The sequence below is a fragment of the uncultured Fluviicola sp. genome (genome assembly GCF_902168135.1).
In the GTDB taxonomy this organism is placed as follows: domain Bacteria; phylum Bacteroidota; class Bacteroidia; order Flavobacteriales_D; family Crocinitomicaceae; genus Fluviicola.
Genome location: NZ_CABHOL010000015.1, coordinates 63,549 through 88,775 on the forward strand (window position 1 = coordinate 63,549; position 25,227 = coordinate 88,775).

24 protein-coding genes are annotated in these 25,227 nt (G+C 42.6%); 13 read left to right on the top strand and 11 right to left on the bottom strand.

The features are described 5' to 3' along the window. Positions 1 to 24: 24 nt before the first annotated feature. Positions 25 to 438 (top strand): YqaA family protein, encoded by a 414-nt coding sequence (locus QZT69_RS03350; protein ID WP_294670505.1) that lies wholly within the window; start codon positions 25 to 27, stop codon positions 436 to 438. Here the strand turns inward: QZT69_RS03350 and QZT69_RS03355 are convergent. Beyond that, complete coding sequence (locus tag QZT69_RS03355) at positions 425 to 1,576, bottom strand: 1-deoxy-D-xylulose-5-phosphate reductoisomerase (protein ID WP_294670507.1); 1,152 nt, start codon at positions 1,574 to 1,576, stop codon at positions 425 to 427. The genes QZT69_RS03350 and QZT69_RS03355 overlap by 14 nt on opposite strands. 86 nt (positions 1,577 to 1,662) lie before the next feature. Between QZT69_RS03355 and QZT69_RS03360 the strand changes: the two genes are divergently transcribed. The 4 genes from QZT69_RS03360 (at position 1,663) to QZT69_RS03375 (ending at position 4,479) form a co-directional block, all read left to right on the top strand. Continuing rightward, on the top strand, positions 1,663 to 2,715 hold the full coding sequence (locus QZT69_RS03360; RefSeq protein WP_294670508.1) for a hypothetical protein: 1,053 nt from the start codon (positions 1,663 to 1,665) through the stop codon (positions 2,713 to 2,715). 20 nt (positions 2,716 to 2,735) lie between these two features. Beyond that, positions 2,736 to 3,203, top strand: coding sequence for a DUF6495 family protein (locus QZT69_RS03365; protein WP_294670510.1), 468 nt, complete (start codon positions 2,736 to 2,738; stop codon positions 3,201 to 3,203). Positions 3,204 to 3,357: 154 nt separating this feature from the next. Next, positions 3,358 to 3,759, top strand: a complete 402-nt coding sequence (locus QZT69_RS03370) for a hypothetical protein (protein WP_294670511.1) — start codon at positions 3,358 to 3,360, stop codon at positions 3,757 to 3,759. A 105-nt stretch (positions 3,760 to 3,864) separates the two neighbouring features. Further along, positions 3,865 to 4,479, top strand: a complete 615-nt coding sequence (locus QZT69_RS03375; RefSeq protein ID WP_294670513.1) for a suppressor of fused domain protein — start codon at positions 3,865 to 3,867, stop codon at positions 4,477 to 4,479. Here QZT69_RS03375 and QZT69_RS03380 read toward each other — a convergent pair whose 3' ends face one another. From QZT69_RS03380 to kynU, 4 genes are all read right to left on the bottom strand, one after another. After that, complete coding sequence (locus QZT69_RS03380; RefSeq protein WP_294670515.1) at positions 4,480 to 4,839, bottom strand: arsenate reductase family protein; 360 nt, start codon at positions 4,837 to 4,839, stop codon at positions 4,480 to 4,482. Positions 4,840 to 4,850: 11 nt separating this feature from the next. Beyond that, complete coding sequence (locus QZT69_RS03385; protein ID WP_294670517.1) at positions 4,851 to 5,768, bottom strand: hypothetical protein; 918 nt, start codon at positions 5,766 to 5,768, stop codon at positions 4,851 to 4,853. Positions 5,769 to 5,808: 40 nt separating this feature from the next. Next, on the bottom strand, positions 5,809 to 7,155 hold the full coding sequence (locus QZT69_RS03390) for an NAD(P)/FAD-dependent oxidoreductase (protein ID WP_294671356.1): 1,347 nt from the start codon (positions 7,153 to 7,155) through the stop codon (positions 5,809 to 5,811). 99 nt (positions 7,156 to 7,254) lie between these two features. Next, positions 7,255 to 8,538 carry a kynureninase gene (gene kynU / locus QZT69_RS03395; protein ID WP_294670519.1) on the bottom strand — a complete coding sequence of 428 codons (1,284 nt, stop codon included), beginning with the start codon at positions 8,536 to 8,538 and terminating at the stop codon, positions 7,255 to 7,257. A gap of 364 nt (positions 8,539 to 8,902) precedes the next feature. Here kynU and hemL point away from each other — a divergent pair, with 364 nt between their 5' ends. Together hemL and QZT69_RS03405 are read left to right on the top strand one after the other, a co-directional pair. Further along, positions 8,903 to 10,207, top strand: coding sequence for a glutamate-1-semialdehyde 2,1-aminomutase (gene hemL, locus QZT69_RS03400; protein ID WP_294670521.1), 1,305 nt, complete (start codon positions 8,903 to 8,905; stop codon positions 10,205 to 10,207). 129 nt (positions 10,208 to 10,336) lie between these two features. Beyond that, entirely contained in the window at positions 10,337 to 10,897 is a 561-nt protein-coding gene (locus QZT69_RS03405; protein ID WP_294670523.1) for a tetratricopeptide repeat protein, read from the top strand. 28 nt (positions 10,898 to 10,925) lie between these two features. Here QZT69_RS03405 and QZT69_RS03410 read toward each other — a convergent pair whose 3' ends face one another. Together QZT69_RS03410 and metF are read right to left on the bottom strand one after the other, a co-directional pair. Beyond that, the gene (locus QZT69_RS03410) at positions 10,926 to 11,471 is read right to left on the bottom strand and encodes a hypothetical protein (protein ID WP_294670524.1); all 546 of its coding nucleotides are present in this window, start codon (positions 11,469 to 11,471) and stop codon (positions 10,926 to 10,928) included. A 2-nt stretch (positions 11,472 to 11,473) separates the two neighbouring features. Next, a complete protein-coding gene (gene metF, locus QZT69_RS03415; protein ID WP_294670526.1) occupies positions 11,474 to 12,424 on the bottom strand; it encodes a methylenetetrahydrofolate reductase [NAD(P)H] in 951 nt (316 codons plus the stop codon). A gap of 329 nt (positions 12,425 to 12,753) precedes the next feature. Between metF and QZT69_RS03420 the strand changes: the two genes are divergently transcribed. Together QZT69_RS03420 and QZT69_RS03425 are read left to right on the top strand one after the other, a co-directional pair. After that, a complete protein-coding gene (locus QZT69_RS03420; RefSeq protein ID WP_294670528.1) occupies positions 12,754 to 13,575 on the top strand; it encodes a helix-turn-helix domain-containing protein in 822 nt (273 codons plus the stop codon). A 160-nt stretch (positions 13,576 to 13,735) separates the two neighbouring features. Beyond that, the gene (locus QZT69_RS03425) at positions 13,736 to 14,116 is read left to right on the top strand and encodes a VOC family protein (protein WP_294671359.1); all 381 of its coding nucleotides are present in this window, start codon (positions 13,736 to 13,738) and stop codon (positions 14,114 to 14,116) included. 285 nt (positions 14,117 to 14,401) lie between these two features. Here the strand turns inward: QZT69_RS03425 and QZT69_RS03430 are convergent, their stop codons facing one another. Next, the gene (locus QZT69_RS03430; RefSeq protein ID WP_294670530.1) at positions 14,402 to 15,910 is read right to left on the bottom strand and encodes a hypothetical protein; all 1,509 of its coding nucleotides are present in this window, start codon (positions 15,908 to 15,910) and stop codon (positions 14,402 to 14,404) included. Positions 15,911 to 16,107: 197 nt separating this feature from the next. Between QZT69_RS03430 and QZT69_RS03435 the strand changes: the two genes are divergently transcribed. Next, complete coding sequence (locus tag QZT69_RS03435) at positions 16,108 to 17,661, top strand: FlgD immunoglobulin-like domain containing protein (protein WP_294670532.1); 1,554 nt, start codon at positions 16,108 to 16,110, stop codon at positions 17,659 to 17,661. 11 nt (positions 17,662 to 17,672) lie between these two features. Here the strand turns inward: QZT69_RS03435 and QZT69_RS03440 are convergent, their stop codons facing one another. The 3 genes from QZT69_RS03440 to QZT69_RS03450 are packed head-to-tail and all read right to left on the bottom strand — an operon-like array spanning position 17,673 to position 20,404. Then, entirely contained in the window at positions 17,673 to 19,244 is a 1,572-nt protein-coding gene (locus QZT69_RS03440) for a S41 family peptidase (RefSeq protein ID WP_294670533.1), read from the bottom strand. Continuing rightward, the gene (locus QZT69_RS03445) at positions 19,241 to 19,696 is read right to left on the bottom strand and encodes a dCMP deaminase family protein (protein ID WP_294670535.1); all 456 of its coding nucleotides are present in this window, start codon (positions 19,694 to 19,696) and stop codon (positions 19,241 to 19,243) included. The genes QZT69_RS03440 and QZT69_RS03445 overlap by 4 nt, the downstream gene beginning before the upstream one ends. Before the next feature lie 15 nt (positions 19,697 to 19,711). Then, positions 19,712 to 20,404, bottom strand: a complete 693-nt coding sequence (locus QZT69_RS03450; RefSeq protein WP_294670537.1) for a response regulator transcription factor — start codon at positions 20,402 to 20,404, stop codon at positions 19,712 to 19,714. 110 nt (positions 20,405 to 20,514) lie between these two features. Here QZT69_RS03450 and QZT69_RS03455 point away from each other — a divergent pair, with 110 nt between their 5' ends. The 3 genes from QZT69_RS03455 to QZT69_RS03465 are packed head-to-tail and all read left to right on the top strand — an operon-like array spanning position 20,515 to position 25,220. Then, positions 20,515 to 22,971 (top strand): GEVED domain-containing protein, encoded by a 2,457-nt coding sequence (locus tag QZT69_RS03455; protein WP_294670539.1) that lies wholly within the window; start codon positions 20,515 to 20,517, stop codon positions 22,969 to 22,971. A 1-nt stretch (position 22,972) separates the two neighbouring features. Beyond that, complete coding sequence (locus QZT69_RS03460) at positions 22,973 to 24,097, top strand: glycosyltransferase (protein WP_294670541.1); 1,125 nt, start codon at positions 22,973 to 22,975, stop codon at positions 24,095 to 24,097. Beyond that, positions 24,090 to 25,220: a hypothetical protein gene (locus QZT69_RS03465; RefSeq protein ID WP_294670543.1), complete on the top strand. Its 1,131-nt coding sequence runs from the start codon at positions 24,090 to 24,092 to the stop codon at positions 25,218 to 25,220. The genes QZT69_RS03460 and QZT69_RS03465 overlap by 8 nt, the downstream gene beginning before the upstream one ends. Positions 25,221 to 25,227 lie beyond the last annotated feature (7 nt).

The following is a 25,227-nucleotide window of genomic DNA, read 5'->3' on the forward strand; positions in this document are numbered from 1 at the left end:
TTTTTTGTTTCGTAAGTTTGCAGCATGATCGAATGGGGTTTAATTGGATTGTTCTTGTTATGCTTTCTGGCATCAACCATTATTCCGTTTCCTTCCGAAGCCACACTTTTATTCTTTTTGAATTCGGGAGACTACTCACCGGTTTCTGTTCTAATTACGGCAAGTCTTGGAAACTGCCTGGGCGGAAGTACCAATTACTTACTGGGATATTATGGTCGTAAAATACTCGGAAAAAAGCAGTTGATACGCAGTGAATCACTGGTTCAGCGCTATGGTTTTTGGACAGCCCTGTTTTCATGGGTGCCCGTTATCGGCGATCCTTTATTGGTTGTACTGGGAATTTACCGGGTATCTTTCCGGAAAACGATGACTTTAATGTCTCTCGGAAAAATTGTTCGCTATTTGGTGGTTTTCTGGGCTTATCTTACAGTTGCTTAAATACAATCTCACGCGCAATCCGGTCTGTTTCCACATAATCTTCATAACCCGGCGCCGCAATAAACGGAGTCTGCAGCATTACCTGCTCATTGATCCGTGCAATATCCAAAAAACCGATTTTTTCTTCCAGGAAAAGCTGCACGGAAATCTCATTGGCTGCATTTAAAGCACAAGCCGCTGTTCCGCCTTTTTCCAAAGCATCATAAGCCAATTGCAAATTCCGGAAAGTATCCGGATCAGCCTTTTCAAAGGTAAGCTGGGGATAATCCAAAAAGTTGAACCGCGGAAAATCTGTTTTAAAACGCTCCGGGTAAGTTAACGCAAACTGGATTGGCAATCTCATATCCGGAAGGCCCATCTGCGCTTTCAAACTCCCATCCTGAAACTGCACCAGCGAATGGACAACCGACTGCGGATGAACGATCACATCAATTTGTTCGTTCTTCAACCCAAACAGCCACTTTGCCTCGATCACTTCCAGTCCTTTATTCATCATTGAAGCGGAATCAATGGTAATCTTCGCTCCCATAGACCAATTCGGATGTTTCAATGCCTGTGCCGGAGTTACCGATTTCAACGTTTCTGCTTTCCAGCCCCTGAAAGGTCCACCCGAAGCTGTGAGGTAAATTTTCTCCACCGGATTATGAAACTCTCCTACCAAACATTGGAAAATGGCAGAATGTTCCGAATCAACCGGGTAAATATTAATTCCTTTGGCACGTGCACGTGCAGTGACCAATTCACCGGCAACTACGAGTGTTTCTTTGTTGGCCAGGGCAATATCCTTTCCTGCGTCTATTGCTGCAAGTGTCGGTTTCAATCCTGCATATCCAACCAAAGCTGTCAGGACTACATTCACTTCATGGAATTCCACCACCTGGCAGAGTGCCTTGTTTCCGGCATAAACGTGAATATCCTCCGAAAAAAGAGCTTCTTTTACTTCCTGGTATTTACTTTCGTCAGCGATCACTACCGCGTTTGGCTGAAATTTCCTTGCCTGTTCGATCAGTAGTTTTGCATTTGACTGAGCGGTAATTACTTGCAGGTCGAATTTATCCGGATAAGCCCGGATAACCTCCAAAGCCTGTGTCCCGATAGAACCCGTAGAACCAAGAATTGCAACGCCTTTTTTCTGCATAAAACAAAAATACCTATTTTAGCCAGATTTGCACCGTAACCAAAACCGGATTTCAACTTATTGAACAAAACCTAAAACAATTACTTATGAAAAAAGTATTTCTCCTGGCATTATTGCTGCCCGGTGTCTCTTTTGCCTGGAAAGGCCCTCATTCAGACGAATATATGTTGAGTTACCTCCGCTGGGGAGCAAAATATGAATTCGGAAATGAGTATCAGCAAAATATGTATTACGGTGCGAAACCAGAAGTTATAAAACAAAATAAAGTTGGTACGGTGAAAGCGTTCAATATCACTAAAAAAGGACACAAAAAGGATTGGTATGAGCGCACCTACGATGTTTCAGGAAGATTAGTCCGAATGAAAACCGAATACGGCACTGTGAATTACAAATTCATGGATACTTTATTGAGCGAAATCCATAACACCACGAAAAAGTATGCTTTCAAGACACTGATTTCCTATGATTCGGAGTCCCGGATTACAAAAATCCAATCCTTCAAGGACGAAAAGTTAACCGCAGAAACCAATTATGTCTATTTCAACGGGAACCAGGCCTCATTGGTGGAAAAGAAAATCTTTGGAAAGAAAGAAAAAACCTACAGGCTTGAAACTGATTATGACGACTTATTGAAGAAAGCCACGGAAACGCGATACGTAATCAATGGTGAATTGAAAAAGCGATGGACCTACAGCTGTGACGAAAAAGGAAAGGTACAGGAAATAAAAGTGGAAGAGGTAACCCAGTGCCAGTACTACAGTTCCAACAACGACGGATCATACATCAGTTATATGCGAACGATCGAAGACGGAAAAGACTATTTACAGGAAACTTCGTTCAGCAAAGACTCCGTGCTTACTGAATACAAACGTTTCCTGCATGATTCCATTTTGGTGAATCACAATACTTACTCAAAAGAAAAAGATGTATTTGAAGGGTATTCCAAAAAAGGGAAGCGGAGTTACCGGCTGATAGAAGAAAAAGACCATCTTGGAAATATTGTGAAACGCATGGACCTTTACAAAAGATCGGATAAACACACCATTACAACCACCTCCAGCTATTCGGAAAAGAACCTGATCCGGGAGGTAACTTATAACGACGGAAGGAAAGTACAATTCGAGTATACCTATTTGTAAGGGAACACTAACTTTGCAGTATGAAATACCGCATTTTATCCGACGAAGAACTACAGCACCTGGAAGGTGATCTAAAGGCTTTTTTGATCATCAACGGTGTTCATGGTGAAGAATGGGCTGAACTCAATCAAAAGGAACCTCAAAAGGCTTTGGAACTCGTTGAGCTTTTTTCGGACCAGGTCTTACAGACCGTTTATGAAAAGGTGAAATTCCTGGAACACCGTACCCCCGATTCCTGTATTGTATTTCATTTGGGTGAAAATGAGCAGGAATTGATAGCTATTCAGAAGAACCCGGGATCTGCTGTTGATCTTTCGAGCGTGGACGGAATTCATGAAGCACTGACCAAAACACCAAAGGATCTTTCTTTTTTTACCAGTAAGAAAAACTACAACGATTCACGGGAAATGGAAATTCATCAGCTAATCACGCAAGGTGCCGTTCTATCTGATGCTGTTTTTTGGAATTCCCTGAAGGAAATTTTGTAGAATTTTCACCCAATACTAGGAAAGCATAAGTAAATTGCACAGTCAAATCGGACAATTGCTCACTCAAAATTTGCTTAAATACAATCTGCAAAAAAAGTAGTTGGAACTCTGTTGAGAAAGCTTAGTTTTACCCAAGCACCCCGGCTTAATTATTATGAAAATTCGTTTTACTTACTTACTATTCGGACTGCTTTTCTTAGTCCTTGCTGCTTGCTCAAACTCCAATATAGATGATCGACTGGTCAAGAAATGGACACTTGTAAAAGTAGATGGTTTTGGTCCCGACAAAGACAAGATCTTAGGGATCAACAATATTTATTTTGATCTGAAAGACGACGAGACCTTTACAGGTCGTTGGTATGATCAAAACAACATGACAGATTTTATCGAAATGGAAGGAAAGTGGCTCAGCACCCAATATGACGATAAGATCGATCTGTTCTTATTCTACGGTCCCAACCAAAAAAAGTCAATCATTTTCAACATCTCAAAAGTTGAAGGAGATGATATGACTATGCGCATTTCAGAAATAGACCATTTCTTTAAGGCGAAATAAACAATATAAACCAATAACCGATGAGGGGCTTCGGCCCCTTTTTTATTGCAGATACTTCAGGAAAGGATATGCAGAAAGCAAGACGGATACACTATATTTGTCCTCATGGAACTTATCAAGGCATTTGAAAACCGTTTTGGAGCTCACCGGGTGAAAGCTATCCAAAATCCTTTGCACAACGAACAGGAATTAATTCTCCTGTTTCTTGAGCTGGATGTTCCTGTAACTATTTTAATGACTGCCCGGCTTTCCGAATACCAAATGCCGGTGTTGGATAAATGGGTCGGCAGGGAGTTTAACGAGATTTATTTTTGCTTACCTGCTTATTGGAATTTCGAGGACTATGACAATCCCAATTTTTCCTGGATATATACATGGATCTACAAATTGGAACGTTTTGTACGGGACAAAAATACCTGGTTCGGTCCGGGGCATACTATTCCAACCGGAAATCCGGAAGTTCCGATTTCCAATTTGATGAAACAGGAATATTTCATTTTCCTGGATCCTATCCTGCTTCAAAAAGAGCTTAGCCCTGTTTCTGTCTCTGGCAAAAACATTCATTTTCTAAGCATCGTTCCTATTTTCGGAGACGAACTTGATTTCAAGATGGGCAAGGGTACGCAAAAATTTGTACGCCGCTTCATTCAGCGAAACCTGGATGAAAAATTAGACGATTACCGCAGCTCCGTACTAAACAGTCGTCTGCGATTCTTCTGATTACTTTAAGTTTGCGAAAAATGTACTGGCAGACTCCACTTCTTTTTTGGCGTTTCCAATCCAGATATGATCATCATAAATGACAAAGGGGCGCTTCAAAAAAGTATATTCTTCCAGCATGTATTTGCGGTAATCCGCTTCCGCCAAGTTCATTTCGTGTAATCCCATAGACCGGAATTTCATGGCTCTCTTGGAGAACATTCCCTCATAAGAGCCTACTTTTTCCTTCAGCCAATCGAGGGTTGCCGCATCAATATTGGTTTGTTTGATATCGATCAGTTCCACATCTTTCGGTAAGTCCAAAGCCTTCATAATCTTTTGACAGGTGTCACAAGAGCTTAAGTAGTAAAATCTTCTCATGGAATCAGCTATTAACGGTTTTGCATGTATTCGTCGTTTCTTTTTCGGTCTTCCGGTGTTCCCGTGTTACAACCATTCGATTTTTTAGTGAAATGGTGGATCCAGCGAATTTGGAACTGCACCGGCCAGTAGTTACTTGAAAACCACTGAATAGTTGGTCTTGCACGGTTCGGCTCATAAATACCGATTGCAGGGACCAGGAACCCGAATGTCAAATAATCACCTCTGCGGATCGTTCTCGTAAAGCCTAAATGCAGGTGGAACTGCGCCATAAAATCCTGCTGGAACTTTAAAGGTGCAACTGTGGGAGCGTAAGGTGCTTTGGGAGCCGGAAGTGCATTAAACAGGAAGTTAAAGCCTAAACCGGTTTCCAAATGCCAGCCATCTGCAATCTTGGTAAAGCGGTCGATCGTCACGCGAGCCGTCAAATATCCGTTGTAGAAAGAACCTGTACTTTCATCAAATGAAGAAGCTCCTGTACCCGGATTGAATAATTCAAAGCGTGTTCGCTCACTTCCACCGATGTAATTAAAGCCCAGGCCCCAATCCAGGCGGTGGAACAAATTTGCCCCAATCCACTTGATTTCTCCCTTGTCTCCACGTTTTTTGTACCATGCATCCAAAACACGCGACTTTTTCAAGCGGTAATGTGCCGCTCCTATTTCAATAAACGCCCCTGGTTTTCCAATTGGGTCGACTTGCGCCGTAACCGGCCTTCCATTGGCATCCGTTCCGGAATACTCCGTGATTTTCGGATTGGTAAAGGTATAATTCGGCCCCACTGAAATTTGTATCCCGTCTTTTGTCAACTGTCGGTAATCACGCGCACCCCCGAAAAAATCTTTCCGGCTTTTCCCTCTAAGGTTCCGGGATTGAGCGAACGAAGTTCCGGCCAGGGTTAAACAAACAATTGCAAGGACAAATCTCATGATCGAATTTTTTTATAAATATGACAAGTTTCGGGATTGGTTACGAAATAAGTTCTAACATTTTTTCCATAACGAACGGTTCATCCCATCTTTCATGAATGTTTTCGATCTTCAAAATCTGCTGCATCAAAGCATCTTGTTTTCTTCCATTTCGCAATGCATCGCTGTAACGGGTATTGCTGAATGTAACCTGTGAATAAAGCGGAGTCCATTTATCCGGGTGTAATCGGGAGAATTTTCCTTCGATCTTTTTCTGCAGCAAAAACTCAGGATCCGCAGTTTTATCACGCATTTCCACGTAATTATCCAAAGCCAGGTCTAAAATTGCATTGGCATCCGGAACCCGCTGGTCGGAAAAACGGCTCAACAAACCGGTCCAGTCTCCTTTGCTTTCATCGTACATTTCATTGAAAACCGTGCAGTCCTCGAACCCGCAGTTCATTCCTTGCCCGTAGAAAGGAACAATAGCATGTGCTGCATCTCCAAGTAAAACGATGTTGTCTTTGTAGTTCCATGGCTCACAACGAACCATAATCAATGAACTGGTAGGATTCGCGAAGTAATCATCCAACAAAGTCGGCATCATCTCTACCGCATCCGGGAATGTTTTATCAAAAAAGGCCGCTACCTGCTCACGTGTTTCAAGCGTTGCAAAAGATGTTTCCCCTTCCATCGGGAAGAATAAAGTACAAGTGAAGCTCCCGTCCAGGTTCGCCAGTGCGATCATCATGAACTCACCTCTCGGCCAGATATGCAAACAGTTCTTGTCCAATTTATGGCTTCCGTCTTCGTTAGCAGGAATAACCAATTCTTTATATCCGTGGTCCAAATATTTCTGGGAATAATCGAAGGTCATGGATTTCTGCATCCGCATACGAACTGCTGAATAAGCTCCGTCAGTAGCAAAGATCTTATCCGATTCGAATTGTTCTACCTGATTCGTTTTCTCGTTTTGGAATGAAAGTGTATTTGTTTTCAGGTTTACATCCAGGCATTTCCTGTCGAAAAAATATTCAATATTCGGATAATTATCTGCCAGGTTCATCAACTTCTGATTCAAACCTCCACGTGAAACCGAATAGATCGCTTCGTTGTTCACCCCATAAGGCTGGTAAGTCAGGGTTCCGTCCAGGGCATGCATACAGCGGTTATACATCGGAATGGCAATTTTGCGAATATCTTCGGCGATGCCAGCAATTTCAAGTGCTTTCCACCCGCGGTCCGATAGTGCTAAGTTGATTGACTTCCCACCAACCAAAGCTGCTTTTCTTAAGTCCGGTCTTCTTTCAAATACAGAAACCTGGTATCCCTTCTGTGCCAGTAAAATGGCTTGTAAACTTCCTACAAGTCCTGCTCCTACTACTGCTATTTTTTTCATACTACTAATTTCTCATTTACCACATAGGTCACATAGTAAATCTGCGTTCTTCTGCGTCCTCTGCGGGAGATTTTTAAATGCCTTTTGTGGTTAAAATATATGCTGCTCCTACTGCTCTATGATTGCTTCTTCCAAATACTTCCCCAGGAAATAAACATCCTCAAATGAATTGTATAAGGGAACCGGCGCTACACGAATCACATTTGGTTCTCTCCAATCTGCAACTACTCCCTTTTCAGAGATCGCATCAAAAATTTGTTTTCCTTTTCCATGTACCAGGATAGATAACTGAGCTCCTCTGCGTTTCGGTTCTTTCGGTGTGATGATTTCAAAACGGCATTTATCTGCGTATTTTTCCGATAATCCATCCAAAATAAATTCCAGGTAACCAGTCAGGGCCTCGCTTTTTGCTTTGAGTTTGTCCATTCCGACTTCGTCAAAAATCTCCAGGGAAGCCCAATGAGCTGCCATTCCCAAAACCGGTGCATTACTCAGCTGCCAGCCTTCTGCTCCTTCCATTGGAACAAAGCCGGGCTCCATTTGAAAACGGGTGCTTTTATCGTATCCCCACCATCCTGCAAAACGTGGAAGTGATGCGTTTTTCGCATGTTTTTCATGAACAAACATCCCCGAAACTCCTCCAGGACTAGAGTTTAAATATTTATACGAACACCAGGCAGCAAAATCTACTCCCCAATCGTGTAATTTAACCGGAATATTCCCGGCAGCGTGAGCCAGGTCAAATCCGACCATTGCCCCAACTCCTTTTCCGGCTTTGGTGATTGCTTCCATATCCAGCAATTGTCCGGTATAATAATTCACTCCCCCAAACATAACAAGTGCCAGAGAATCTCCCATTTCAAGGATCTTCGCCAGGATATCTTCATCTCTTAAGGTATGCTCTCCTTCTCTCGGGCTCATTCCCACCAAGTCAGTTTCCGGGTCCAAACCGTGGAAACGAACCTGGGATTCCAGGGCGTACAAATCACTCGGAAATGCCTTTGCTTCACACAAAATTTTGGTTCTTGTTCCTTTTGGCTGATAGAATGAAACCATCAATAAGTGCAGGTTGGTTGTCAGGGAATGTGTTACAACAACTTCCTTTGGCAATGCACCCACAATTCTCGCAGAAGCATCTGTGAGGAATTCATGGTATTTGTACCAGGGATTTGTCCCGTGGAAATGCCCTTCTACTCCCCATTTTGCCCAATCGTCCAATTCAAGATTGACTTTCTCTCTCGTCGATTTTGGTTGTAAACCCAAAGAGTTTCCAGTGAAATATCTCACAGGATTGCTTGTGAAAGTTGGAAAATGGAAACGGTCTCTATAGGCTTTCAATGGATCTGCTGCGTCCATTTGTGCAGCAAACTCGGGAGTAAATTCGTATTTCATCTGATAAATCGATTGTTCTGTTGAGAACGGGTAAAAAATATGTTTCAAATGTAACCAATCTTCGCGATTTTTTAACGACAGAACCAGCATGTTTCGCTACAATACTTTGAAAAAAAATTCTTTTAATTCTTCAAAGTATAAATCAGCATTTCAAGAATAAATTCACCGTGACGTACTATTGCGGAATTACGTCTTGCCTGACAGATGGGATGATTCCGGATTTTAACCCCACTAAACCCCTGCTTTCACAGACTTTAGAGTTTCAAGATCCCTTTTTTAACTTAGAATCATTCAAAATTCCTCCTTTCTTCTATAAGTCTGCCAATCGATTAGTACCTTTGTATCAAATTAAAACATCGTCACAATGGCAGCAAATAAACTCAACAGAGCAACCTCCGAAGCACTTTACGAAAAAGCGAAAAATTACTTCCCGGGAGGAGTGAATTCACCTGTAAGAGCATTTAAATCTGTTGAGGGTTCTCCTTTGTTTATTAAAAAAGGAGACGGCGCTTACATTTGGGACGAAGACGGAAACCAATTCATTGATTTTTGCGGAAGCTGGGGACCCCTTATTTTAGGTCACAACCATCCGAATGTATATGCGGGCATCGTTGCTGCTCTTGGAAACGGAGCGAGTTTCGGGGCGCCGACACGCCTGGAAAATGACCTGGCGGAATTGATCCTTTCGAAGAATCCGTTTATTGATAAGATTCGATTTACCAGTTCGGGAACGGAAGCCGTTATGTCTGCAATCCGCCTGGCAAGAGGTTATACCGGAAGAAATAAGATCGTAAAATTTGAAGGATGCTATCACGGTCACAGTGATTCCTTACTGGTAAAAGCAGGTTCCGGTTTGGTTACTTTCGGGAATACTTCCAGTGCCGGAGTACCTGAAGTATTCGCCAATGAAACATTGGTTCTTCCGTTGAATGATTCCGAAGCTTTACAAAGCTGTTTTGAACAGTTCGGAAAAGAGATTGCCTGTGTAATTATAGAACCGATTCCCGCAAATAACGGATTGTTACTGCAAGAATTGAGCTTCCTGAAAGAATTGCGCGAAACATGTACTAAATATGGCGCTTTATTGTTCTTCGACGAAGTTATTTCAGGATTCCGGGTAGCATTTTCAGGAGCGGCCGAATACTATGGAATTGCTCCGGATTTGGTTACCTACGGAAAAATCATCGGAGGCGGACTGCCGGTTGGAGCTTATGGTGCGAAAAAAGAGATCATGGCCAGTGTTGCTCCCGACGGACCGGTTTACCAGGCTGGAACTCTATCCGGAAACCCGGTTGCCATGGCAGCAGGTTTGGCACAATTGACCGAATTGAGCAAACCCGGATTTTACGAAGACCAGGAGCGCAGGACTAAATTGTTCACAGATCAAATCAACTCGCATGCTAAAACGAAAGGATATGCTTTTGAATTGGTAACGATCGGTTCTATTTTCTGGATTTCCTTCGATAACTCCAAACACATTCGTGCAGCCGAAGAGATTAACCCGGATATGACAAACTTCAAGCATTTACACCTTGCATTGCTGGAAGAAGGATTCTACATGGGACCAAGCGGATATGAAGTTGGCTTCATTTCCCACGCACATACGGATGAGATTTTAGAAACAGCTGCACAACGATTCATCGCAGCGTTAGACCGTATTATGAATTGAAAATAATCAGAGGACTTCGACTCCACTCAGTCGCCTGCCTTTAACATCATAAAAAAGGTCGTTGAGCAGAGTCGAAACGCACTTTTCAATTTTACATTCTCAATTTTCAATTAGTTGTATCTTTCGGATATGAAATCTGCAGTGGAACTATTACCGGTCGGAACGTACTTTTACTTCCGCAAGGACTCGCTTTATTACCTGTTCCAGTTATTGGAAGTTTCCCCGAACCAAATCCTGGCGCAAACTTTTTGGTCCACGACCAATGTTCCTTCCATGGACAAGTTCTACCAATTCGATGTTAAAAGCGCCTGCTCGGAATTTGACGAACAATTCGATGAACTGGTTGAAATCGGGAAGGAAGAAATTACAGCAGAACAGCAAAAAGAAATCATCCAATTCCGGAAAATAAAAGCAAGCAAGGTTGCCCGGGAAGCCGGATTCCTAACCCTCAAAAGAGAAGCTCTCGAAGCATTTGAAAAAGGAGAGTACCGGGAAGCAGTGCGCTTATTTTCCCTGGCAGCACCTTATTCCAAATACGACATCGAACTTTACGAAAAGCGCGGTTTATCTTACCTGAAACTCGGACAGTATGCCGATGCCCTGGCTGATTTCGATTACTACCTCATCCACGATCCGGAGAACGAAATTGTGCGGATAGCTATGAATGAGGCTATCTCAAAAAAAAAGTAGGGGTGAAAAATTTTTCACCCCTACTTTTTTAGATCCAGTCTTTCACAACCTTCTTCGCTAGTTTCTTGCGCAGTTTTCGCAATACTTTATCCCGCGAGTTAATCCCGCCGATTTTCAGCAAATCCGTGTAAACCAATTTTCCTTCCCTATAGAAATGAAATTCGAAGGTTACCGAAACAATGTCTTCTTTATAAATCGGAAACAGGTTATCTGCTGCCAGGTCTTCTGCCAAAGTCATATTTCCGCTTGAAGGTCTGAAACGATTATCGAAACCACGAACCGAAACCAGCATCAGGGTATTAATCCCTTTTGCTTTCAATAGCTGTGTCAAAGAATCTGTCATCAAAACCTGCGGATCTCCGCCGGCCTTCAATACATTCAGCGAAACTGTATTCTTAATCTTGGTTTTTGAAAGCACATCAGACACAGCAATTTCTAATGAAAACTGATCCGATTCCTTGTCTAAATGACTAACAACAAGCGCGTTATTTAGTTTTAAAGGTGGAAACTTTGCCTGTGAAAATCCAAGCAGGCAGGCGCCCAAAAACAAGAAGCTTAAAAGTGATTTTTTCATAATTAGAATATTTGTTCTGCAATCGTCTTAACGCTTTCAGAGGTTGACATCGTATAATAATGGATTCCCGGTACATTGGCCTTTTTAAGTTCCTGCGACTGATGGATTCCCCACGCAACACCCACTTCAAAAACCTCTTTATTACTCTTACACTTAATCAGGTCCTTGCTTAGTTCTTCCGGAAAGTCAATGTGGAAAACCTTTGGCAAGAAGGAAATATGGTTCAGTGTTGTGATCGGTTTGATTCCCGGAATAATCGGAACAGTAATTCCAATTGCGCGGCATGCGTCTACAAAGTCGAAATACTTCTGATTGTTAAAGAACATCTGCGTTACAATGTACTCAGCACCTGCATCCACTTTGGCTTTCAGATAAAGCAAGTCTGTGCTCAGGTTCATAGCTTCGAAATGCTTTTCCGGATAACCGGCCGCCCCGATACAGAAATCTGTAGGTGCCAGTTGAATATCATCTACCAGGTAATTTCCTTTATTCATTTCCGCGATTTGCTCAATAAGCTCAACTGCGTACTTGTGTCCTTCCGGATCCGGTTTGAATGTAGACTCTGTTTTGATCGAGTCGCCTCGTAATGCCAGCACGTTGTCAATTCCCAGGAATTGCAAGTCGATTAAGGCATTTTCAGTTTCTTCGCGGGAAAATCCGCCGCAAATTAAATGCGGAACTGCATCTACATAATATTTGTTCATAATCGCCGCACAGATACCAACCGTTCCCGGTCTTTTTCGGATGGCGATCTTTTCAAGCAATCCTTTCTCGCGCTCTTTGTAGATAAATTCTTCGCGGTGATAGGTTACATTGATGTACTTCGGTTTGAATTCCATTAAGGGGTCAATGCCGTCGTAAATGGATTGAATATTCGCTCCTTTTAACGGAGGTAGAATTTCAAATGAAAATAGCGTGTCTTTCGCTGCGTTTAAATGATCGATAACTTTCATGCCTTCAGAGAGGATATATTATAATTCGTCGTCAAAGATACATGAAATCTTATCTTAAGCGCCTATTTCAGTAAATTTCCCGATTTCCAATTAATGTTAAAAAGAACTTAGTTATGAAACAAAATCGAAATGTGTCCGTTATCTTTGTATACGCTATCATCAGAAACAAATAAAATACTTTGGTACATTATTTGTTATGATTTTAGAGGTTAGTTTTCATAAGTAGTAGTAGTTTAGGTTGGAACAAGAGAGGAGCGCCTGCTTCTCTCTTGTTGTTTTTAGGAAAGTTTGGACTTATCTATCAATTAACGAAAGACGCTGAAAAGAATATGAACGACCTTAAGGATACAAATTTAAGAACACTCTATACTCCTGTTCAGCCAACAGTCAGACAATCCGATGGTAACGTTACGTACACCGAATTTCTGCCGGAGCTCAGACTTCAATCATTCATTTATTGTTATTGGCAGCTTAAAACCACACGGGAACTTTCCGAACCATTTAATTACCGGGTTGTGGCCGACGGTTGTATGGATGTTTACTTTGAACTCACTAATCCGGAGCACAATTATGTGATGGGATTCTGTAAAAAGTTTACGGAATTTCCACTTGCCAACAGCTTCAATTATGTAGGTGTTCGTTTCCTGCCAACGATGTTTCCGCAGCTCTTCAAAATAAACGCAATGGAATTGAGCAATCGGTACGAATCTTTAGCGTCCGTTGTGCCACATTTATCAGACTTTATTTCCAACCAGTTCAATGAAACACACCACCCCGAAAAAATAAAGAAAATCCTCGACGAATACTTCCTGGAATTAATTTCAAAAACAACTTTCGATAACGACAGCCGATTATACGATGCTTTAGAAATCATTTTGAAAAATTTTGGCGTAATCGACATTGAAACAGATTTAGATACCGGTATCAGTTCAAGACAGCTACGCAGGCTTTTTGAATTTTATATCGGCGACACCGCCAAGACGTTCAGCAAAGTTGTAAGGTTTCAAAACATTTTGAGAGCCAAACCTTCCAAACAAAGTTTACAGCAAAACAAATTGTTCTTTGATGCAGGTTATTATGACCAGTCGCACTTCATAAAGGAATTCAAGAATTTTTACGGTGTAACGCCCAGCAAGGCATTCGGCAGATAAACTTGTCCGATTTTTACTATTCCTTCATTTTTGCTTATCCGAACTTTGTAGGGTAATCAAATTCGAAAAGATGAAGCGAATCCTTTTATTGATGAGTACATTTTTCTTAGCGTTAAGTGTATTTTCACAAGCAAGTTCAACAACTAAAAATCAAATCAAGATGAAATTAAATGCAGGAATCATCACGCCAAAATTGGCAGAAACAAAAGCGTTCTACACAGAAATCCTGGGATTTGGTGTAACCTTTGAAAACGAATTCTACCTGTTGCTGCATACACCCAACCACGAAGCAGAAATTAGTTTTTTACTTCCCAATCATCCGAGTCAGCAGCCTGTTTTCCAATCGCCTTTTCAAAACCAGGGAGTTTATCTGACCATTGAAGTAGAAGATATTGACAGTCTTTACAAAGAACTGAAACAAAAAAATGTTGAATTAAAAGTCGATCTCCGGGATGAACCATGGGGTGACAGGCATTTTGCGATCCAGGACCCCAACGGAATTGGCATTGACATTGTAAAATACTCACCAACAGAAGATTAATGAACTCATGGAAGTGGTTGAAGTAGGCACACGATGCATCGCACGCCTATAAGATTAGTTAAAAGACGTTAATTACACCTTTCACATGTACCAAATGGCAAAAACCTGCGTTAATAGATGTATAAGTAGTAGTAGTTAGGTTTAGTTAGGTAGCGTGTGAAGAGAGATCTTATTTCCGGTCTCTCTTCTTTTTTGGCCAATACTGAAAGTTTAATGGTTCAAAAAGTTTAAAGGGTTCAATTTGAACATTTGAACATTTGAACATTTGAACATTTTGATCCTTTTCTACTCTTTAATCAATGCTCCGGACAAATCCACCAAATAGGATTCGTTATTCCCCAGGTTTTCCCAAACCAGCTTGATTCGTTTTGTGTTGATATAATCTACCCGATAAGCAATACTCAGGTTTTCAAAGAAATGAGCATCCAGTTCTTTAAATGGAAGATCCCCGAACGCTGCATCGGAAGGAACTTTGTTCCCCGGCAAAACAAACAGGTATTCCCCGATATTGATTTTCCACTCCGCAAGCGTTTTTGCAGCAACATAGGAAGTATAAACCGGTTCTTGCTTATTATTCTGAAAAACCACGATCAATACCATTCGGTCCGTCTCATTGTGTAATTCCACCGCAATTTCCCCGGATTTTCGGTCCAAATCCCTTGTTTTTACATAGGGTTTCCCGTAAGTTTTTCCCTGGGTGAAGAATTTTGTAAACGGAACAGAATCATTACCTGCCCAGTTTTGGTACAATTTATTGAAAAGTTCATTCCTCCATTCGCGCTTTTGAACCAGGTCAATTCCTACAAAGGGTAAATTCGAGTCGAGCTGTGCGTCATTGATCATCCGTTCTTCACTTTTGATTTCTGTGATCAGTGAATCCAATTTCAGGCGCTCTTCCCTGCTGAATTCCATGTAAGCTGTTTTCTCCTGGAGCATGTCTGTTTCCGGATCAGCCTCTACGAAGAAAAGGGCAATAATTCCACTTATACAAAGCAGCAGGATCAAAATCACCAGGCTCAGCCGCAGCCAGGAAACACGTGTTGATTCAACTACGATCTTTCCTTTTTTTACATCCGTCCCAAAATTGCCGAGCTGTTTTTTGTGTTCGTCCGTAAACCGGATCTCCAACAATTTATTGGTCAAAAACATCAAAAACCGCGTAGAACTTTTCGGGTGATAGGCCAAACTCATGAAGAACTCCAATAATTGGGTTTTTACGCGGTAATGGTTCACATTCAATAAATCCAGGGCTGTGATCATATTCGAACTCAGGAATGAATGAACCAGGCGATGCAGATCCGTATCTTTTTTAGCTTTATTAATTGCCAGGCTGAGCTCCTCTTTCTGCTTGAAAATCCAATCGGATAAAGAATCCTGCACCAAATTTTGTTGGTAATCGGGCAACAAGACCGAGTAACTCATAAAAAAATGAATGTTCTTTGAAGAAACAGCTGAAAATCGAGCGGTGAAAATCGGGAACAGGTACAATTCCAGGAATACTCTGTACTCTTCAAAAAGAGCATGTTCGCTGATTTTGGAGGAATCTACGAACAGTTCCGAAAAATCCTGCTTCCTGAGAGTATTGATCAAACTGGTGTTTTCCTCCGTCCATGAAGCAAAAATGACTCCTTTCGGATTCGAGCAAACGCTCCAAAGCTGCACTTCGTCCATTTCAGAAGCATCCGGAAAAAGGGTTTTAACTATTTCGAGGAACTCTTCCTTCTGACCTTCGGAAAGCGGAAACTGCAGATTCGGATTTTCTTTTTTTACAGCTCCCAACGGAAAATACTTCATGACTTGTGATTTTGAAGTGAAGTTAAACATTAAACTGCAATTGTTCTCAAACAGCACATGTTACGCCTTAAGATTAAACTTATCCGGAAAAGAAAGATCTCACCGATTATCCGGCAAGAAGTTTCCGGCTTTAAAAATTTCAATTAATTGGAAATCAACAGATATTCTCTTAGATTTAATTTTGAAAAACGAATACTATGAAAAAACTAGCCTTTCTGATGCTCTTTGCGAGCTCTTCAGTTGCTGCACAAACCTGGAGCGACAATACGGCCTCCATTGTGTACAATAAATGCGCTACCTGTCATCATCCGGGTGGAATTGCCCCCTTCTCGCTAATGAGCTATGCAGAGGTAAGCCCGATGGCAACAGCTATTCATGATGCAATTTCTATGAACGAAATGCCTCCATGGCCTCCGGATGAAAACTACCAGCAATACAGTCATTCCCGAGCTCTGAGTGCAGCGGATAAAACCACGATGCTGGACTGGATAGCAAACGGAGCACCCGAAGGAAACCCGGCAAATGCACCGGCACCCCCGGTTTTTAATTCCGGAAGCATTTTAGGAAACGGCGATCTGACGCTGCAAATTCCATTGTATCAAAGTAAAGCTAACGGACAAGATGATTACGTCTGCTTCAGTCTTCCTACAGGTTTGACCCAAAATCGCTACGTGCGCGCCATGGAAATCGTTCCCGGAAACCGGGAAATCGTGCATCATGCATTGATCTACATTGATCCAACAGGATCTTACCAGGGCGACACTATCGGCGGAAATTGCGGAGGTCCCCCCCAGTCATCTACGATGATCGGTGGATATACTCCCGGGGCTTCACCTTTGATATTCCCTTCCGCGACCGGGTTTAAACTCGGTATGTCGATTCCCGCCAACAGCAATATTGTATTCGCGATGCATTATCCGGATGGAAGTTTCGGACAATACGACAGTACGAAAGTCATTCTGCACTTCTATCCTCCGGGTGAAACGGGTATCCGGGAAGTGTATGCTGCACCGGTACTTCAAAATTGGTCACTTTCCATTCCTCCGAACCAGGTGACATCCTTTACGGCACAATACCCCAATTCAGGCGGAGTTCCGATTAATTACAGTGTGCTGAGTGTCTTCCCGCACATGCATTTACTGGGGAATAACATTCGTGCCTATGCCGTAACTCCGGCCAATGATACGGTAAAATTTGCCGATATCCCACACTGGGATTTCCACTGGCAGGATTTCTATTTCTTCAAGTATTTGCAGAAAGTCCCTGTAGGATCAGTTATGAAAGGTGAGGCTACTTACGACAATACTGTCAACAATATGCACAATCCGAACAATCCGCCGGTGTGGGTATTTGCGGGTGAAAGCACCACAGATGAAATGTTCCTGGTCTACTTCCATTTTCTACAGTACCAGCAAGGAGATGAATTAATTGACCTGGAAAGCCTGATTTCACTCGGTATGCAGGAGCTTACATCTGACGATGACTGGAAAATACATCCGGTTCCATTCTCGGAAAGTGTTTCTATCAAACCTGCAGATCTGAAGGCCGGAGATGTGGTTTCACTGGCGATTTACGATTACCAGGGAAGATTGGTACGCACCCTTTGCAGCAAACAAACCATTCAGTCGGTATTCAGCGGATTTGAATGGGACGGTTTGTCGGATACAGGCTCGGAAGTAAAAGCCGGGACCTATTTCATTTCGATGAACTGCAACGGATCGCTGAGTTCACATCCGGTCCTTAAACGATAAAACAGAAAAGATCAGCGCTTCAGGAACTGGAGCGCTTTTTGAACTTCCTTGTCATACGAAGCGACGATAAAGAAATAGCCTTCCTCGATAAACAGCTGACGGGCAATTTCTGCTTTCATCGCCTGTTTGATCAATCCCTCACTTCGTTTGTAATCTGCCGCACTGTATGGAATTTTCATTTTTTCGCCCTCTTTGATCAACTTTTGCAAAAGCGGCTTGGTTGTTTCAAATTCCTTCGTGAATTCCTGTATTGAAGACCACTCGTGTCGTTTGTTTGCCACAAAATCAAAAGCAACCTGCTGAAACACTCCCGAATAACGTAAGGTCAAATAATAAATCGTCGAATTCGATGTGTCCAGGGGAACAAAAATATCCGGGCTGATTCCTCCGCCGTCATAAACGATTCTTCCTTTGAGTGTTTTGAATTTGTTGGCATTCTTGAAAATGGTCGAATCCGGGGCGAAATATTCCCCGTTATCCCTGCGCTTCTCATTGCTGTGGTAATAATCCTCATAGCTTTCCCCGAAAGGTTTTTGGATGCATCGCCCCGATGGCGTGTAATAACGCGCAATTGTCAATCTCAGGTCACTTTTATCCATCAGCGAGAAATCCTGCTGCACCAATCCTTTTCCAAAAGATCTCCGTCCGACAATCATTCCTCGGTCGTTATCCTGGATAGCACCGGCTACAATTTCAGAAGCCGAAGCAGAGTTTTCATTGATCAATATTACCAATGGCGTTTTTTCCAATAATCCGCCCGCTCTTGCATAGCGAGTGGTATTCAGGAATTTTTTTCCTTTGATCATCACAATCTTTTGACCTTCGGGTAAAAATTCATCTGCAATCTTTACTGCTCCATCAAGAACTCCGCCACCGTTGTCTCTGAGGTCGAAAATAAGTTTTTGCATTCCATCCCGCTTTAACTGTAAGGCTGCATAATGGAATTCTTCCGCACTGGTAACCGAGAAATTATCCAAGCGGATATACCCGGTTTTTTCATCCAGCATCTGGGCGCATACAATGGAAGGTATTGGAATAACCCCACGTACTATGTTTTTTTCGATCTTCTTTTTATTGCGGTAAAGCTGGACTCTTACTTTCGTATCCGGCTCGCCTTTCAACTTACCCAATACGTCTTCATTCTTGATTTTCTTGCCGGCAACATTCTTTCCGTCGATCATCAGGATCTTATCTCCGGCCAAAACTCCCGTACCGAAAGAGGGAGAATTGGGAATCACATTGGTAACACACAAGGTATCACGGATAATTGCAAAACGAATTCCGATTCCGCCGAACTTCCCGTCAATTTGTTCATTTACAGTCTGCAGGTCCTCATACGGGATATAATTCGAATGCGGATCGAGTTCATGAAGCATATCCGAGATGGTTTTCTCGAATAATTTCTTGCTTTCGATCGAATCCACATATTCCCTGTCCAGCAAGCCGATGATTTCCTGCATTTTGGAATAATTACCGGAAACTTGCTGCTGAGCAGGCTGGTTTAATTTAGATCCAAGCAGCAAACCAATGGCCAAAAAAACCATCAGCAGGATTGGATAAACAAAGGCATATTTTCTATTCATTCGTTCGGATCTGAGATATGGACAACTTCAACGCCGGCGCTTTTTAAGAAATCAACACCAGTCGTATCTTTATATTCCGTCATGTAAACAACTCTTTTTATTCCGGCCTGCAGGACAAGCTTGCTGCAATCCTTACAAGGGGAAAGTGTAATGAACAAGGTTGCACCGCTGCAGTCGTTGGTAGAGCGGGCTACTTTTAAAATGGCATTTGCTTCCGCGTGCAATACGTACCATTCGGTTTCTCCCTGTTGATTTTCGCAGCAGTTGGGGAAACCTGCCGGTGTTCCGTTATAACCGTCAGAAATAATTCTCCCGTCGCGCACTATCAAAGCGCCCACTTTTTTCCGTTCACAATGCGATAGTTCCGCCCAGGTTTGAGCCATTCTCAAATAGGCTTTATCGTAACGCAGTCTTTTTTCTTCTGTTATTTCTCTGTCAAGTTCTACAACCATGCTGCAAAGATAGGATTAATCAGGTAAGGTAAATTTATATCCGACACCGCGGATCGAATGAAAAAACTGCGGATTCTTCGGGTCTTCTTCGAATAATTTCCGGAAGCTCAAAATGTAATTATCAATCGTTCTTCCCGTTGGAAACTGGTCATTGGTCCATAAGGTATTCAGGATTTCATCGCGGGAAACTACCTCATCCTTCCGGGAAAAGAAAAGCTGAATGAGTTCCATCTCGCGTTTGCTCAATTCCTGTTTCGCACCGGTAAGCATACTTTCTACTTCAAAAGAAGCCGGCAGTATCCGGTAATTTCCAATTTTTATTTCAGAAGGAATGTGGATCTGTTTTTTATTGGGCTGCACCAAAACAGAGCAACGCAGAATAAATTCCTCCAGATCGAACGGTTTTGGCAGGTAATCATTTGCTCCCAGTTTCAATCCTGCAATCCGGTCGATGGTATTTCCTTTCGCCGAAATAAAAATAATCGGGACATTCGACACTTCCCTGTAAGCACGGCAAATATCCAATCCGCTCACTTCCGGAAGCATCACATCCAAAATCACCAGGTCATAGTTATCCAATCGGTTTTTCATTGTTAAAGCTTCTCTTCCGTTGTTAATGGTAGATACGGAATAGCCTTCCAATTCCAGGTTAAATTGAATGATTTCAAGCAAACTTTGCTCATCTTCGATAACTAGAACTTTATTCATTCGACAAACTTCAATAAAAAAGCGTTTTTAAGTTTGGTTTCTTGTGTTAAAAGAGTGTAATTTTGAGAAAACTACACATAAATATAAGCACAATGCTAAAATATCTTTTAATGCTCGGCATATTCCTGTCGCTTGGTACAGCATTAAATGCACAGATAAGTGAGGGCGGACTTCCGATCGGGTTGCAAAAAGTGACCGCTGACGGCGTTGCTCCGTTTCAATATGCTCCTTCTGTTTATATCCTTAGCAAACCGAATGTTGCGGCGGCAAAGAATGAAGATGCAGTAAATGATTCCAAAGGTGCTTACCGGGTTGGTTTGAATGTTCCGGTTTCTATCACCATGAACAATTCAGGTGGCTGGACTTTATTACCTGACGGAACGAAAGTCTGGAGATTGGTCATTTCAGGAAAAGGCGCTCTTGCACTTGGGTTGTATTTCTCCGAAACTGTTCAGATTCCCGCAGGCGGAAAGTTATTTGCCTACAACGCAAACGGAAAACAAGTGTTGGGAGCCTACAGCTCTGCAACCGATGACTTCCAGGCGATGGAAATGGTGCAGGGAGAAGACATGTACCTGGAATACAGTGCACCGGCATGGGTTCAGGAAACTCCTGTTTTCACTATTCAGGAAGTTGTTTATTTCTACCGCGGCGTTGAAGAACATGTGGACGCTTTTAGCACCGGTGAACAAACTTCTGAGAAAGCCGGAAACTGTGAAGTGGATGTGGCTTGTTCGGAAGGAAACAACTGGGGAAACCAGATCAGATCAGTTGTACATTATACTTTTAATGACGGGACCGGAACGTATGTTTGTTCGGCTTCTACCATCAATAACACTGCAAATAACTGCAAACCTTACATCTTAACAGCGTGGCATTGCGGTGAACGTGTAGCAGGGCAGTCCATTGCTACATGGGTTTGGTACTGGAAATACCAAAAAACAACCTGTTCACCCGGATCAGGGAATTATACAGACCCTTCAAAGGGATCAAAAACAATGACCGGCGGAATCGTAAGAGCATCTTCCGGAAACGGAACACTGAATAATCCTCCGGGACCTTCCGGAGTTGCGGGATCTGATTTTTACCTCGTAGAACTAAACGCACAACCGCCTTCCTCTTATGAAGTGTTTTATGCCGGTTGGGACAGAACGAATACTACTTCTTCAAACGGAGTAGGAATCCACCATCCGGCAGGAAGTTCCAAAAAAATCTCTACTTATACGGAAGAGTTGGATTCCGAAACATACAATGGCGGAGCTCCCAATGCACATTGGAAAGTTTACTGGTCTGCCACAGCAAATGGTCATGGAGTTACGGAAGGCGGATCTTCAGGTTCTCCTATTTTTAACGCTGCCGGAAGAATTGTCGGACAGCTTTCAGGAGGTAGGTCTGCTTGTTCGAACAACGGACAAACCGGACCTGACATGCCCGATCTGTATGGAAAATTCTATTCCGACTGGGATCAAAATGGTTCTACTTACAGCTCTCAGCTAAAACCCTGGTTGGATCCCAATAGTACAGGAGCTACCTACCTGAATGGAATAGCTGCTCCGTGCGTTATTAATTCAACTCCTGTGGCACAGTTTGTAGCAAATCCAACAACTGTTAGCATTGGTGGTACTTCTCAATTTACAGATCAGTCTACCGGAACTCCTGCTTCCTGGTCCTGGACAATCACTCCCGCCACCGGTTGGAGTTTTATAGGGGGAACAAACGCAAATTCACAGAATCCGCAACTTATTTTTACTGCAGTTGGATCTTACACTGTTGAACTAACGGTTGCGAATAGCGCCGGTTCAGACTCTGAGCTAAAAACTGATTACATCTATGTGACAACTGCTACGTCTCCATGCACAGCAGCTTCTACGTATTGCGATGAGTTCATTCAGCAGGTGATCCTGGAAACCATTAACAATGAAAGCGAATGTACCAACTACAGCAATTATAATTTAAGTACAACATTGGTCAAGGGTCAAACCTACAGCATTGCAATCATTCCTCAAATTAGCGGAGGACCTCCCGGTAGTGCTTATGTTGGAGATGAGATTGCTGCCTGGATCGATTTCAACAGTGATTTTGACTTCGATGATCCCAACGAGCGCATCGCTTTTGTATCCATTGTTGCAGGCTCATCACTCGTTTTCAATTTTACAGTTCCTTCCAACGCAGTAACGGGAATTGTTAAGATGCGTACACGGATTGTTTTCAACCCTGCACAAGGAGGAGAAGGCCCGATACAACCTTGTGGAAATACCAATTACGGTGAAGTAGAAGATTACAACATCATTCTTACCAATCCGCTTGGACTGGAGCAAAGTCACCTGGCATCGGTATCCATTTATCCGAACCCGGTATCTGATGAGCTAAAAATTGACTTATCCGGAATCTCCGGTGAAAACATTTCCCTGGAATTGTTGGATATGACCGGAAAAAGAATTCAAATCCAGCAAACTATTTCAGGAGGTATCAGCGTTTTTGATTTGAGCACCGTTGCAAAAGGCAGTTACCAGGTCCGCATTTCTGACGGAACACTGCAACGCATTGAACGCATCGTAAAACTATAGATTGAAAAAACCAACAGTTATTGTCAGCGTTATCAATGATTTGAACACCGATCAGCGTGTCCATAAGGTTTGTTCGTTTATTGAAAACCAGGGATACGACGTGCTGCTCGTTGGGCGCAAACTCAAATCGAGCCAGGAAATGGAATACCGGAGTTACCGCACCAAACGTTTCCGGATGTATTATGAAAAAGGTGCTTTGTTCTATGCATGGTTCAACTTTCGCCTGTTTTGGTTCCTGCTTTTTCGTCGGTCAACTATTTTGGTGTCCAATGACCTGGACACATTACTTCCGAATTACCTGGTCTCGAAACTGAAAGGAAAAAAACTGGTTTACGATTCCCACGAGTATTTCACAGAAGTTCCCGAATTGATCAGCAGGCCGAAAGTAAAAGCTGTCTGGGAGCGGATCGAACGTTTCATTTTTCCCAAACTGAAGTTCGTGAGCACCGTCAATCAATCGATTGCTGAAAAATACCGCGAAAAATACGGTGTTTCGCTCAAAGTGGTCCGCAATGTTTCTCCACTTTGGAACCCTGCTCAAATCCGCTCAAAAAAAGAACTGGGAATTCCGGAAGGGAAACACATCCTGATCATGCAGGGTGCCGGATTGAATGTCGACAGAGGAGTTGAAGAAGCAATCCGGATGATGCCTTTCCTGGAGAATGTTGTTTTAATCATTGTTGGGAACGGCGATATTATCCCCGATATGAAAAAACTGGTTGAAAAAGAAAACTGGCAGGATCGGGTACTTTTCTTTGGAAAACGGCCTTATTCGGAATTACTTCAATACACGCAGCAAGCTGATCTGGGTTTGAGCTTCGACCAGCCCACAAACCCGAATTACTTGTTTTCATTACCCAATAAAATTTTCGACTACATCCATACTTCAACGCCCATTATTTGTTCCGACCTGGTAGAAGTTGCTAAATTGGTAAAAAGTTACGAGGTTGGGGAAATCGTAAGCGATTTCGACCCGCAACAACTGGCTCAGCAAGTACAGGCCGTTCTAAACAATCCCGAATTGATGGACCGCTGGAAAAACAACTGTAAAATTGCTGCCGGCAAAGAGAATTGGGAGGTTGAAGTACAGCAGTTAAACGAATTCTATCCGAAAGTCCATGCATAAAAAAATCCACGTTGTTTCTTTTGATGTTCCGTTTCCACCGGATTACGGCGGTGTGCTGGATGTATTCCTGAGAGCAAAAGGATTAAAGGTACTGGGATATTCCGTAATCCTTCACTGCTACGAATACGGGCGCGGAAGAAATCACGATTTTTCTGAAATCGCCGATGAAATTTATTACTACGATCGAAAAAACGGGGTGAAATCGGCACTGTCGAGCCTTCCCTACATTGTAAAAAGCAGGAACTCGGAAGAATTACTCAAGCGTTTACTCGCGGATGATGCTCCCATTTTACTGGAAGGACAGCACAGTACCTTTTGGGTCGATGAGCTCATCAAAAATAACCGGAAAGTAGCCGTTCGCATGCACAACATTGAATGGCAGTATTATCGGGACCTAACAGCTGACGCAAAGACTACTTCCGAGCGCTTATTTTTCGGTTTGGAATCCCGAAAACTGCGAAAGCAGGAATTGAAACTGAAAGGAATTCCGCTTCTATGCATTTCGAAAAGCGACCGGGAATATTACCAAAACGGGGGTTTTCAGACTGTTTATCTTCCCGTTACAATCCATCCTGATTTGGTATTATCACCCATCGAATCGGAACCATTTGGATTGTATCACGGAAATTTATCCGTTCCCGAAAACCGGGAAGCTATTGAGAAACTGATCGAAGAAAACAAACGGGAGAAATTCGATCTTCCAATCGTAATTGCCGGGAAGAACCCAAGTGTCAACCTCGTAAAGAAAATTGAGGGGCAAGGCTGGAAATGCGTTGCAAATCCGGGCGATTCCGAATTGAATGATCTGATGAGAAGCTGTTCACTGCACTTGTTGATCGGTTTTAAATCCAGTGGGGTCAAATTGAAAGTTATCCGTGCATTGCTTACCGGAAAAACGTGCATTGCCACCAAAGAAATGACCGGGACAAGCGGTTTGGAGAAACACTGTGAAATCTGGGATCCTGTATTGCCATTAGCCTCAAAAATAAAACAGGTATTGGCGGAAAACCGTCCGGCGGAAAATCGGCTGGAAGATCTGGAGAAAGCGTTTGGAGTTGAGAAATTGAAAGAAGTTCTGGAAGAGATCGGATTTTTAACCACAATAGGTCACATAGGAACATAGAAAATAT

Bases quoted from the DNA above. Each gene is read 5' to 3' on its own strand.
- QZT69_RS03365 (WP_294670510.1), top strand. From the start codon at position 2,736: ATGAAATACCGCATTTTATCCGACGAAGAACTACAGCACCTGGAAGGT.
- QZT69_RS03450 (WP_294670537.1), bottom strand. From the start codon at position 20,404: ATGAATAAAGTTCTAGTTATCGAAGATGAGCAAAGTTTGCTTGAAATC.
- QZT69_RS03465 (WP_294670543.1), top strand. From the start codon at position 24,090: ATGCATAAAAAAATCCACGTTGTTTCTTTTGATGTTCCGTTTCCACCG.
- QZT69_RS03445 (WP_294670535.1), bottom strand. From the start codon at position 19,696: ATGGTTGTAGAACTTGACAGAGAAATAACAGAAGAAAAAAGACTGCGT.
- QZT69_RS03375 (WP_294670513.1), top strand. From the start codon at position 3,865: ATGGAACTTATCAAGGCATTTGAAAACCGTTTTGGAGCTCACCGGGTG.
- kynU (WP_294670519.1), bottom strand. From the start codon at position 8,538: ATGAAATACGAATTTACTCCCGAGTTTGCTGCACAAATGGACGCAGCA.
- QZT69_RS03350 (WP_294670505.1), top strand. From the start codon at position 25: ATGATCGAATGGGGTTTAATTGGATTGTTCTTGTTATGCTTTCTGGCA.
- QZT69_RS03425 (WP_294671359.1), top strand. From the start codon at position 13,736: ATGAAATTAAATGCAGGAATCATCACGCCAAAATTGGCAGAAACAAAA.
- QZT69_RS03410 (WP_294670524.1), bottom strand. From the start codon at position 11,471: ATGAAAAAATCACTTTTAAGCTTCTTGTTTTTGGGCGCCTGCCTGCTT.
- QZT69_RS03360 (WP_294670508.1), top strand. From the start codon at position 1,663: ATGAAAAAAGTATTTCTCCTGGCATTATTGCTGCCCGGTGTCTCTTTT.
- QZT69_RS03405 (WP_294670523.1), top strand. From the start codon at position 10,337: ATGAAATCTGCAGTGGAACTATTACCGGTCGGAACGTACTTTTACTTC.
- QZT69_RS03440 (WP_294670533.1), bottom strand. From the start codon at position 19,244: ATGAATAGAAAATATGCCTTTGTTTATCCAATCCTGCTGATGGTTTTT.
- QZT69_RS03435 (WP_294670532.1), top strand. From the start codon at position 16,108: ATGAAAAAACTAGCCTTTCTGATGCTCTTTGCGAGCTCTTCAGTTGCT.
- QZT69_RS03385 (WP_294670517.1), bottom strand. From the start codon at position 5,768: ATGAGATTTGTCCTTGCAATTGTTTGTTTAACCCTGGCCGGAACTTCG.
- metF (WP_294670526.1), bottom strand. From the start codon at position 12,424: ATGAAAGTTATCGATCATTTAAACGCAGCGAAAGACACGCTATTTTCA.
- QZT69_RS03355 (WP_294670507.1), bottom strand. From the start codon at position 1,576: ATGCAGAAAAAAGGCGTTGCAATTCTTGGTTCTACGGGTTCTATCGGG.
- hemL (WP_294670521.1), top strand. From the start codon at position 8,903: ATGGCAGCAAATAAACTCAACAGAGCAACCTCCGAAGCACTTTACGAA.
- QZT69_RS03370 (WP_294670511.1), top strand. From the start codon at position 3,358: ATGAAAATTCGTTTTACTTACTTACTATTCGGACTGCTTTTCTTAGTC.
- QZT69_RS03455 (WP_294670539.1), top strand. From the start codon at position 20,515: ATGCTCGGCATATTCCTGTCGCTTGGTACAGCATTAAATGCACAGATA.
- QZT69_RS03430 (WP_294670530.1), bottom strand. From the start codon at position 15,910: ATGAAGTATTTTCCGTTGGGAGCTGTAAAAAAAGAAAATCCGAATCTG.
- QZT69_RS03420 (WP_294670528.1), top strand. From the start codon at position 12,754: ATGAACGACCTTAAGGATACAAATTTAAGAACACTCTATACTCCTGTT.
- QZT69_RS03380 (WP_294670515.1), bottom strand. From the start codon at position 4,839: ATGAGAAGATTTTACTACTTAAGCTCTTGTGACACCTGTCAAAAGATT.